This window comes from Mesorhizobium sp. M0998 (assembly GCF_040318885.1).
In the GTDB taxonomy this organism is placed as follows: Bacteria; Pseudomonadota; Alphaproteobacteria; order Rhizobiales; family Rhizobiaceae; genus Mesorhizobium.
The window spans coordinates 1-9,607 of record NZ_JAMYND010000081.1; the positions used below are offsets into that span (position 1 = coordinate 1).

The following is a 9,607-nucleotide window of genomic DNA, read 5'->3' on the forward strand; positions in this document are numbered from 1 at the left end:
GAAGTCCAACAACTCGCGGCCCGCCCCCCCGGCCGGCCCGCGTTGCAGGCGGTTTGGGGGTGAGAGCAGGGCCGCCCGGGAAAAACCCGCCGGGCGGGGAGGGGCGGGGGGGGCGGGGACAACCGCGCCAACGCCCCCCGGCCCGGCCGCGATTTCCTGCCTATTGCGGAGTCATCGATGTCCAGCCCGGAAAATCCGATCCTGTCGGTCAGTCGCGTGGAGGCCGTCTACAACGGCGCCATCGCCGCCCTGCACGGTGTCGACCTGTCGGTCGGCAAAGGCGAGATCGTCGCACTGCTCGGCTCCAACGGCGCCGGCAAGACGACCCTGCTACGCGCCGTATCCAATCTCCTCCCGGCCGAGCGCGGTACTGTTACCGCTGGCCGGATCACTTTCGACGGCGAGGATGTCTCCAGGGCAAGCCCCTCTCACCTCGTCCGCAAGGGTCTGGTCCAGGTCCTCGAGGGCCGACACTGCTTCCGCTCGCTGACGGTCGAGGAGAACCTTCTGACCGGCGCGCTCGGGCATTCGTCTTCCCGCACCGGCGTCAAGGCCGACCTCGACCGCGTCTATGCGCTTTTCCCCAGGCTCACCGAGAAGCGCCGAACCCGGTCCGGCCTCACCTCCGGCGGCGAGCAGCAGATGACGGCGATCGGCCGCGGTCTGATGTCGCGGCCGAAACTCTTCGTGCTGGACGAGCCTTCGATGGGGCTGGCGCCGCTGATCGTCGACGAGATTTTCAGCGCTTTGAAGCGGCTCAATCGGGACGAAGATCTTTCGATCCTTGTCGCCGAGCAGAATTCGGCAGTGGCGCTGAAATATGCCGACCGCGCCACCGTGCTCGAAAACGGAAAGAGCGTGCTGGAAGGGTCGGCCGCCGACCTGCGCCAGCGCGACGACATCAAGACCTACTATCTCGGCGGCACGCCGCTTCCATCGCAACATTTTCCCCAGGAGACCGCAGCATGACCATCCAATCGAAGCAGCCGTCCGATATCCGCAGCGCCGTCCCCCCGGTTGAGCGTCCGTCGGCCAGAGCGCATGTCATCAAGACCGACGCCGAGGCGATCGCTGTGGCGGAAAAACTGGCCGCAGACTTCGCCAAGGACGCCTCCAGGCGGGACCGCGAGCGCATCTGGCCGAAGGAAGAGCTCGATGCGTTTTCGCAGAGCGGCCTGTGGTCGATCAACGTGCCGAAGGCCTATGGCGGACCGGAACTCTCCTATGTGACGCTGTCGAAGGTGATCACCATCATCTCGGCGGCCGATCCGTCGCTCGGCCAGATTCCGCAGAACCATCTCGGCGTCGTCGCCGCCATCCGCACCGTCTCTGACGAGGCCCAGAAGCAGTTGCTCTTCGCCGAAGTTCTGTCCGGCACGCGGTTCGGCAACGCGTTCTCGGAATTCGGCTCCAAGCGGGCGGCCGACTTCGAGACCAAATTCGTCGACGCTGGCGACCACGTCGTGGTCAATGGCCAGAAATTCTATTCCAGCGGCGCGCTGCTCGCCCATCTGGTGCCGATCGTGGCGCTCGATGACGAGGGCCGGGCCTGGTATGCCATCGCCGATCGCGGCGCGCCCGGACTGACGGTCATCGACGACTGGTCGAGCTTCGGCCAGAAGACGACGCTGTCCGGAACAGTCCTGCTGGACAATGTGAAAGTGCCGAAGACGCATCTCGTCCCCGGCTACAAGGGCTATGACCGGCCGACGGCCGACGGCGCCATCTTCCAGATCATCCAGGCTGCTGTCGATCTCGGCATCGCCAACGCGGCGATCGACGAAACCGTCAGCTTCGTGCGCACCAAGTCGCGCGCGTGGATCGACAGCGGCGTCGATCATGCCTGGCAGGATCCCTACACTATCCAGGCCGTCGGTGACCTTCGCCTGCGGGCCAATGCGGCGCAGGCCGTTCTGGACAAGGCAGGGCTGGCGGTCGACCGCGCCGTGGCCGATCCGAACGATAAGACCGTCGCGGAAGCGCAGATCGCGGTTGCCGAATCCAAGATCCTCACCACCGAGATCGCCATCAACGCCACCAACAAACTGTTCGAACTCGCCGGCACGCGATCCACACTGGCCGAGCACAATCTCGACCGGCACTGGCGCAACGCCCGAACCCACACGCTGCACGATCCGGTGCGCTGGAAATACGCGATCCTCGGCAACTATTACCTGAACGACGTCAATCCGCCGCTACACGCCTGGAGCTGAGCGAGAACGCCGTAAAGTCATAGAGGACTGTTCATGAGCACTGCCATCCCCGACAGGATCAAGGTCCTGTGGTTTCTTCCGACCCATGGCGACAGCCGCTATCTCGGCACCTCCGAGGGGGGCAGGGCGGTCGACCTGCCCTATCTGACCCAGGTCGCCAAGGCCGCCGACGCCATCGGCTATTACGGCGCGCTGCTGCCGACCGGCCGAAGCTGCGAGGACAGCTGGGTCGTGGCGTCGGCGCTGGCGCCGTTGACGCAGCGGTTGCGCTTTCTTGTTGCCGTCCGTCCCGGGCTGCAGTCGCCGACGCTCGCGGCGCGGATGACCTCGACGCTCGACCGCATTTCGGGCGGGCGCCTGCTCATCAACGTCGTCACCGGCGGCGACCCGGTCGAGAACAAGGGCGACGGCATCTTCCTCAGCCATGACGAGCGCTATGAGGTGACGCGGGAATTCCTCGATATCTACAAGGCCGTGCTGCGCGGCGAGACCGTTGCCTACGAAGGCAGACATTTCCGCATCGAGGACGGAAGGCTGCTGTTCCCGCCTGTGCAGACGCCGCATCCGCCGCTATATTTCGGCGGCTCGTCGGAGGCGGCCAATGCGGTCGCCGCCGAGCAGATCGATAAATATCTGACCTGGGGCGAACCGCCGGCTGACGTCGCCGCAAAGGTCGACCATGTGCGCGGCCTTGCCGAGAAGGCCGGACGCCAGGTGAGTTTCGGCATCAGGCTGCATGTCATCGTTCGCGAAACCAATGACGAAGCCTGGGCCGATGCCGACCGCCTGATCAGCCGCCTGGACGACAAGACGATCGCCGAGGCGCAGAAGGTTTTCGCGCGCATGGATTCCGTCGGCCAGTCGCGCATGAGCCGGCTGCATGGCGGCCGTCGCGACAAACTCGAAATCAGTCCGAATCTGTGGGCCGGTGTCGGCCTGGTGCGTGGCGGCGCCGGCACCGCTCTGGTCGGCGATGCGGCTACGGTGGCGGCACGGATCGATGAATACCGGCGCATAGGCATCGATACATTCATCCTGTCCGGTTACCCGCATCTGGAGGAAGCCTATCGCTTCGGCGAACTTGTGTTGCCGCAGTTGCCACTCGATCACGAGATCTCAACGCGGCAGACGGCCGTCAACATGGGCCCCTTCGGCGAAACCGTGGCCGGCGACCATCGCCCGTCGGCGCTGCGCGCGAGCCAGTCTTGAGCGCCAGCGCACCGATCATAGCGATTGTCGGCGGCGGCTTTTCAGGTGCGGCGACTGCGTTTCATCTGGCGCGACTGCTCCCGGCCGGTGCATCCGATATCATGGTCGTCGAGCCCCGCGAGGGGCTCGGCTATGGTCTGGCTTACTCCACGGCCGATCCGGCGCATCGTATCAATGTGCCGGCGTCGAGAATGACGCTGATCTCCGGCCAGGACAGCCACTTTGCCGACTGGCTGGAGCAGACCAGAGCCATTGTAGACGATGCCGAGGCTATTGCCGCCTACGGAGCACTCTACCCGCAGCGTCGCGTTTTCGGGCGCTATGTGGAATCTCATCTCCGGCCCTTCCTTCTCAGCAAAACGATCCGCCATGTCAGGTCCGCCGTCGCATCGGTCGAGCGCACCGGCGAGGGCTACCGTCTGATCCTCGCTGATGGCGGGGCGCTCGCTGCCGACGCCGTGGTGATTGCGACGACGCATCCGCCGCCGGCCTTGCCGATGCCCCTGAAGTCCGTGGCTGGCACAGCCGGGCTGGTGGCCAATCCCTATGATCTCGAGAGGCTGGAAGCGATCGGCCGCGACGACCGTGTCCTGGTCGTGGGCACCGGACTGACGTCGGCGGACGTGATTGCAACGCTCGACCGCAAGGGGCATCGTGGCCACATCGTCGCGCTGTCACGCCACGGCTATCGCTCGCGCGGCCAAGCCGCGATGCTGGCCGATCCAATTGGCGATTTCACGACCCTGCCTTCACGCAGCGCAACGGCACTATTCAGGCGCATCCGGGTAACGATCCTTGATGCCAAGCGCCGGGGCGAAGACTGGCATCCGGTGCTCGATGCTGTCCGACGTCAGGGACAAACCATCTGGCAGGCCTTGCCGCTGGCCGAGCAGCGACGTGTGGCACGCCATCTTCGTGCGCTCTGGGACGTGCATCGCTTCCGCCTCGCGCCGCAAGTTGCGGACGTGCTCGATCGATGCGTCGCCGAGGGCAAGCTTGCCTATCGCGCCGCAACGATTGTCGGCGCCGAACAGGTCGACGGACGCATTTGCGTCAGGCAGCGACTGCGTGGCCAACGCAGCCTCGTTGTCGATGCTTTCGACAGTGTGATCGTGACGACCGGACCGGCGCACGCCGATATCTTGCGGACCAACACGGCGATTGCGGCGCTCGCGCGGATGGGATTGGTCCGGCTCGATCCGATTGGTCTTGGTTTGGATACCGACAGCCAAGGCCGTGCGGTCGGCACATCCGGGCGCCCGACCGATAGCATTTTCGTCAGCGGGCCACTGGCGCGAGGCAGCGTCGGCGAACTGATGGGAATTCCCGAAGTCACCGCACATGCCGAGCGCATCGCCGCCGAAATTCACCAATGGTTGGGATACCAAACGGCGTTGCGTCGCAAGGCGTCGTGAAGCTGCAAACACGATGAGGCTATCCAGATGACACTGACCGAACGCGTTCCCCTATTGGAAACCTTAGTGGAAACCCGGGTTCCCCTGAAATTTGCGATGCGACACCTGGCCGGAGCTGTCTCCGTGGTCACCGCCGGTGTTGGCGACGAACGGACGGGCGCAACCGTTACCACCGCCCATTCCCTATCGGTCGAACCAGAGGTGATGGTTGTCAGCATCAATCTGAACTCGTCTACCTGGGCAGCCATCAGCCGGCATCGGCATTTCTGCGTGAATGTGCTGCGTGCCGACCAGATCGCGATTGCCGACCGCTTTGCCGGGCGCGGTGGCCTGAAGGGGTCGGCGCGCTACGAGGGCGCTCGCTGGTCCAGCCTTGCAAGCGGCGCACTGGCACTCGACGAGGCGCTTGCCGCGGTCGACTGCGCGGTTGAGGATACTATTATTCGCCACAGCCACGCGCTGATCCTCGGCAGCGTCCGGCATGTGGTGAGCGGAGAGCCGGGCCCGGCGCTGATCTATCATCACGGCGCATACGGATCGTCGTAAACGTATTTCGGTTCCTGGTGCTTGGCGGCGCGGTGAAGGTCCAGGCATTCAAATGAAGGCTTGATCTAGAATGCCTTGGAGAGAAAACAGTAAAGGGGAGGCGGGTCTTTTGGCGTCCAGCCAGAACCGCAGGCTAGAAGTGATTCCCAGCCATTTTGTCGCCCGTCACAATGTTACAAAAACTCATCGTAAGTAGTTGATTTTATTATAGATACCTAGAGTTCAATCCTCTCTCGCAGCACCATCGAATTCAGCATGCACCTGTTAGCGTCAACTGGTCGCCGACTGTCTGCAACAGGTGGAGAGCGGAAGTATCATCCCGGGAAATGTCGCCTCAATCGAGGCTGGCCGGCGACGAGAACGGCTGATTGGCGTCGACCACGAAGATGGCCAGCTCATCGAGATCGGTTGTGCCGGCGCTGAACACCTCCATCGGCGTGTTGGCCCCGTGTCCGATCATTGCCGTGCCAGCTTCAGCATAGGTCACTCCGTGGGGCGTTCTCTGGCCGAGCTTGCCGGCCAGCACATAGAAGGCCTCCGGTCCCGGATGCGTATGGATCTTCGTCTTGACGCCGGGCGCTCCACCGGCGCGGTTGACACGCAGCAAATACTCGCTTGCGCTGATCGGAGGGATCGGTCCGATCTCGACGACCTTGGTTCCGCCGGTCGTAGAGCCATCCTTCGGTCCAAGCGTGAACAGCCAGACCTTGCCTGCGACCTCGGCCGCAAGCGAGGTCGGGCCCGCAACGCTTTGGGCTTGCGCCAGCGTTGGCAGATTATCCAGCCGCCAGTACAACGGTCCGGAGGGCAGTTCCTTCACCTTTTTCTCAACCACCGGCTCGACGGCGAATTTGCTGTCTGCGGGCATTGAGGCTGACGTCATCAGCCCGAAAGCACACACCGAGAATATAAGCAGGCCAATACGACGGGCGCTGAGGGAATGCGGCTTCATGGTTGGTCCTCCCTTTCATGGTCGTCCCCTCGACCCAATATTAGCTATAGCATATGTACCGACTTACGGCACGGACCAAGTTTCGAGCGAGCTAAAGCGCCTGCCGCCAAAGAAGACTGTTCATGATGCCAAACCCTCTAGGGAGAGTTTTCAAGCGTTGGAACTAGGTGTCGCGGTGGCATTGGCTGCGATGACGAGTGCCAGCAGCGCAAGGCGTGGCTCCTCCGCGTCGTCAAATGGGTAGCTGACGGCCCCCGTTTAGAGTTCGAAGCAGTCTTGCCCCCAGGCTACTGTGTCTGACGTGAGTCCAACGGTCCAGCCGTCCAAGATCGGCCCGCGCATGGCGGCCAGCCCCGTTCGGGCGGGCGCCCGAAAATGCCTGAGGTGCCAAGCATCTCGCCATGCTAGGAAAATGCCAAGGTCGAGGCACAGCTCCGCTCGCACGCGCCATGATGCGCGCGGGGAAGGCGTTCCAGTCTGCCCTGCTGCAGGCGGCTTAACAAAGCTTGCAGCCGGGAACAACCACTCAACGACTCGCGTTTCTTGCCAAGGCCCGCTTCTTTTGCAACGGGGCGGCGGGCGTCGAAGGCTCGCAAATGTCGCGCCGGCGTTTCAATCGCACTCGCCTCAGCCCTCACGATTTGGCTATTTGTGAACGCGTGTTTGATCAGGTTTGCGCAGATGAGCACATTGACCCTCTAAGCCTGGATGCCGAAGCCTTGGCGGTGATGATTGTCGCAATCTTCCGAAACGTGACTACCAATGAGCGCGAACTGCTGGAGGAAGTTAGGTCTCTTCGTCGCTCAAAAGGCGCAGAGAAGGCGCACTAGCTAGGCGGCGTTCCGAGGCGAATTGTTCTAGTCCCGCATTGGCACAATCGGATTGGCATCTGAATTGCTCATTGAGAATCGCCAGAGTGTAGCCACCGAGCTTGCGAAGGGGACGGAAATGGGCTTAGCCGAAGACTTATCGGATGTCGCGCTCACATTCGAATGTCCGGATTGCTTGCATCCGGCGGTAAGAAAGGGCTCTGCACTAAGAACAATCGCGCACTTCAGATGCGACGGGTGCAACGCCAAGGTGCGGATGACCTATCCGCAGAAGCTCGCGATCTTCGAAAAGCACAGGCTATTGGCCGCAAGCAGCCGGCAAAGCCGCGGGAAGCGATTGTACGCCCCCTACCGGGGCTGATTGCCGCCGACAACACGACACAGAAGGAAAATGCCCAAGGTCAGGGGCACAGATGCGGCCGAAGTGGCTTCGCGACCTCTGCCGCGTGCAGCGACGCGTGCTTAACACTTCCTCATCCGCGCGGCCTTCGCCCCTTTTGACGCATGTTGACCACGGCAATGCCGCCCAATCGGAATAATTCGGGCGAAGGGCTCGTTAGTTCTTTAGGCGATGCTAAAATACGGCAAAGTGTCCGAATGTCATTTCATGAAGCCCGCCAGACAGGCTGCGGCTCGCTCTGGCCTAACCTCGAAGGGAACCAGGGATGAAAATTTCGACTTCTCTCACAAGACGAAGTGTTGTCGCCGCGCTGGCGCTGGCCGCCGCATCGACGTCGGTATTGCCTGTCGACAAGGCGCTCGCGCAGACGAAGAAAACCGCATCTGAGAAAAGTCTGTATGAGCGGCTGGGGGGTGTTTTCGCCATCGCAGCGGTGATCGATCATTTCAGCGACGCCGTCGTGAGGAACCCGATCGTCGGCCAAAAGTCCAAGAATCCGCAGCTGCGCAAATGGCACACCAAGAACCTTGAAAGGCTGCCCGGCCTCAAGTTCATGCGCACGCTGTGGGTCTGCGACGTTTCTGGCGGGCCCTTCAAGTTCGTCGCCACCAAGCCCGGCACGACGCCGCTCGGCCTCGAGGAGGCGCATCGCGACCTGCGGATTTCCCCCGCGGAATTCGATGAGGTCGCAGCCGAACTCGGGCGGACCTTGGATCATTTCAAGATTCCGAAGCCTGAGAAAACCGAAGTCCTGGAAGCTTTCGCCGCCCACAAGGACGAGGTCACCGCCGGCTACGTCAAGCGGGGCTGAAGCGCTTATATCGCGCGGGCATTCGTTCTGAGCATGGCGCGCGTCGCCGTGAGGCGCGGCCGCAGCTCAGCGCGCAATTTTCCGATGGTTCCTACTCCGAACCTGCCCGAACTGTCTCCACTCTGAGCGACCCTTCCGGCAACCGCCGCAGGAGTTCAGCCTCGGATCTCGTCAGGTGGATCCAGGCCGCCCAGTCCGATGGCCGCAGCACAACCACTTGCCGATTGTGATATGGCGCGACATCCGGGCCTGGATCGGTCGTCAGCATCGTGAACGTCGGCGGCTTGTTGCCGACACCCTCGCGCCACAGCCCGGCAATCGCCATGAACGATTGGCCATTCAGTGTGAACCTGTGCTTGGTTTTTGGATATTTCGTTCCCGTGAATTCGAAGAATGCCGACGCCGGAACGAGACAGCGCTTGCTGTTGCTGAACTGCCGGCCCTCCGAGCGAAAGTTGAATACAGGTCCGCCTTTTGGCCCGGCCGGGGGAAAGCCGAATGTCATCGACGCCAGTTCGATTGCGTCGCCGGCGGCGCGCATTACAGGTGCGGGGTCGTTGATGTGGATGTCATCCGCCTGCGGCAGATCCAGTTCGGTTTGATGGCTGGGGATTTTGAGCGCCAGCGATTCCATCATCCGGCAGTATTCGGCCCAGGCGATGTGCTGCTCGTAGTCATTGCACATGGAGAGGCTCCGTACGCTCGACCGAGATCAGTTCAACATAGCGTTTATCGGTTGGCGCCGATTGCTGGCGGATTTGATATAAGCCTATTTGGGCCGGCGTGCGGCAGCGATGGCCTGCAACAGATTGATGCTGTTCACGTCGGGTTCGCTGGATGCGGCAACGGCAAGTGCGGCGGCCTCGGCTATTTTGGCGACGTCGTCGCTGCTGATCGTTCCGCGCTTTTCCAGCAGATTTACGAGTTCGACAACGAGAAGAAAGGCGTTCACACCATATCGTTCGGCTCTGAGCTCGAACTCGCCTCGAGCCAATTTCTCCGCGTCTCCTTCAGCCCGTTTGTCCACGTTGGCGTCCTCTCCTATGGCTACAAGCTATTAACGCTTAGCACGAATGGTTTAATCCTTCGAACTGGCCACAACCTTCGCCAATTGCCGGGCATAGTGTCGCCGGTGGCAAGGGCATCGGTTCAGCCAAGGATGAGACCAACCAACAGAACGGTAAGAATAAAGGACAACACGACGGCAAGTAGCCCGCATGCTTCCAAAGTG

The 9,607-nt window shown here is 62.2% G+C and carries 10 protein-coding genes; 8 read left to right on the plus strand and 2 right to left on the minus strand.

The features are described from left to right. Nucleotides 1–177 precede the first annotated feature (177 nt). From NKH59_RS32645 to NKH59_RS32665, 5 genes are read left to right on the plus strand one after another with little or no spacing between them, the layout of a single operon-like run. A complete protein-coding gene (locus NKH59_RS32645) occupies nt 178–969 on the plus strand; it encodes an ABC transporter ATP-binding protein (RefSeq protein ID WP_353024344.1) in 792 nt (263 codons plus the stop codon). Then, on the plus strand, nt 966–2,213 hold the full coding sequence (locus NKH59_RS32650) for an SfnB family sulfur acquisition oxidoreductase (RefSeq protein WP_352772557.1): 1,248 nt from the start codon (nt 966–968) through the stop codon (nt 2,211–2,213). The genes NKH59_RS32645 and NKH59_RS32650 overlap by 4 nt, the downstream gene beginning before the upstream one ends. Before the next feature lie 33 nt (nt 2,214–2,246). Further along, nucleotides 2,247–3,422 (plus strand): FMNH2-dependent alkanesulfonate monooxygenase, encoded by a 1,176-nt coding sequence (gene ssuD / locus NKH59_RS32655; protein ID WP_352503581.1) that lies wholly within the window; start codon nt 2,247–2,249, stop codon nt 3,420–3,422. Beyond that, a complete protein-coding gene (locus tag NKH59_RS32660; protein ID WP_353024346.1) occupies nt 3,419–4,837 on the plus strand; it encodes an FAD/NAD(P)-binding protein in 1,419 nt (472 codons plus the stop codon). The genes ssuD and NKH59_RS32660 overlap by 4 nt, the downstream gene beginning before the upstream one ends. A gap of 27 nt (nt 4,838–4,864) precedes the next feature. After that, nucleotides 4,865–5,383: a flavin reductase family protein gene (locus tag NKH59_RS32665; RefSeq protein WP_352453638.1), complete on the plus strand. Its 519-nt coding sequence runs from the start codon at nt 4,865–4,867 to the stop codon at nt 5,381–5,383. Between the two features lie 334 nt (nt 5,384–5,717). On the opposite strand, the gene NKH59_RS32670 is transcribed toward NKH59_RS32665, so the two are convergent. After that, a complete protein-coding gene (locus tag NKH59_RS32670) occupies nt 5,718–6,335 on the minus strand; it encodes a cupin domain-containing protein (protein WP_352453637.1) in 618 nt (205 codons plus the stop codon). A gap of 506 nt (nt 6,336–6,841) precedes the next feature. Here NKH59_RS32670 and NKH59_RS32675 point away from each other — a divergent pair. Together NKH59_RS32675 and NKH59_RS32680 are read left to right on the plus strand one after the other, a co-directional pair. Further along, complete coding sequence (locus NKH59_RS32675) at nt 6,842–7,165, plus strand: hypothetical protein (RefSeq protein ID WP_352453636.1); 324 nt, start codon at nt 6,842–6,844, stop codon at nt 7,163–7,165. Nucleotides 7,166–7,830: 665 nt separating this feature from the next. Beyond that, entirely contained in the window at nt 7,831–8,376 is a 546-nt protein-coding gene (locus NKH59_RS32680) for a group I truncated hemoglobin (RefSeq protein WP_352819759.1), read from the plus strand. Between the two features lie 91 nt (nt 8,377–8,467). Here the strand turns inward: NKH59_RS32680 and NKH59_RS32685 are convergent, their stop codons facing one another. Further along, a complete protein-coding gene (locus tag NKH59_RS32685) occupies nt 8,468–9,061 on the minus strand; it encodes an SOS response-associated peptidase (protein ID WP_352819757.1) in 594 nt (197 codons plus the stop codon). A gap of 51 nt (nt 9,062–9,112) precedes the next feature. Here NKH59_RS32685 and NKH59_RS32690 point away from each other — a divergent pair. Beyond that, the coding region (locus tag NKH59_RS32690) for a hypothetical protein (protein ID WP_353024348.1) at nt 9,113–9,607 on the plus strand (495 nt) is incomplete at its 3' end.